Raw genomic sequence first — 1,133 nt, forward strand, 5'->3', positions numbered from 1 at the left:
TTTGGCTCTGTCTGATCTTGATAAACAACACATTTTGGGGTTTATCAACGGACTTGGCGCTTCCTCAAAATCAACGATTCATTGTACACTTTGTTCATTGCGTTGCTTTCTAAGGTACTTATTTGATAATGAATATTTAAATTCCGATTTAACGTATCTTATACCTAAAAGCAGCTACAAAAAAGAAACACGCATTCCAACGACCTATACAAAAGATGAAGTGGAACTTCTGTTGAACGCTGTGGATACAGCCAGCCCCAAAGGCAAAAGGGATATCGCTATGATACTATTAGCTGCCAGACTCGGATTAAGGGCTTCGGATGTCTGTGGATTGAAATTTGAAAATATACATTGGGAAACCAATACAATACACCTTACCCAAAGAAAGACCCAAGAAAAAATCGAACTCCCTCTTTTAGTTGAACTCGGAAATGCGATTATCGATTATCTAAAATACGGAAGGCCTGTATCAAAGCTTCCGTATATATTTTTACGCGCTGGACAACCGTATGACAAACTTGAAGAACCTACGCTTCACAGTATAGTTTCCTTTTATTTAAAGCGCGCAGGCATCAGCAATATTGATCAAAAAAAGCGTGGTCCACATGCATTGCGGCACAGTCTCGCGGGAATTCTTCTGGAACAGAAGACACCAATTCCAGTTATTTCGGAGGTACTTGGACATTCGAATACGGAGAGTACAAAAACTTATCTCAGAATCGATCGGACATCCCTCCGGCAATGCGCCCTGGAAGTACCTAAAATCCAATCACCTCATTACCAGGAGGTGCACTGAGATGGAACTTTCAGGAGTCAATGCTTATTTGATCGAGCAATATATAGCATTCAAAAGAAATATAGGCTATGCTCTGAGCAATACTTATAACTTCAAAACGTTTGATGACTTTACAATCAATAACGGCGCAACTTCAGTTGGTTTGACGAAAGGATTGGCAGAGAAATGGACAGAAAAACGCCCGAATGAATCTGACGTCACGCGATATAAAAGGGTTAATGATATTGCGAACTTTTGCATCTACTTGAATCAATTAGGCTATCAGTCTTACATTCCGAGAACGCCTAAAAAGTATCAGACAACTTTCACACCATATATTTTTTCAAAAGACGAGCTA

The 1,133-nt window shown here is 39.6% G+C and carries 1 protein-coding gene and 1 pseudogene; both read left to right on the forward strand.

Annotated elements, in window-relative coordinates:
* On the forward strand, positions 1-796 hold a 796-nt coding region (locus IEW67_RS17900), incomplete at its 5' end, for a site-specific integrase (protein WP_188634428.1).
* Position 797: 1 nt separating this feature from the next.
* Positions 798-1,133 (forward strand): annotated as a pseudogene (locus tag IEW67_RS17905) (tyrosine-type recombinase/integrase); the annotation flags it as partial.

This window comes from Lentibacillus kapialis (genome assembly GCF_014646635.1).
GTDB lineage: Bacteria > Bacillota > Bacilli > Bacillales > Amphibacillaceae > Lentibacillus > Lentibacillus kapialis.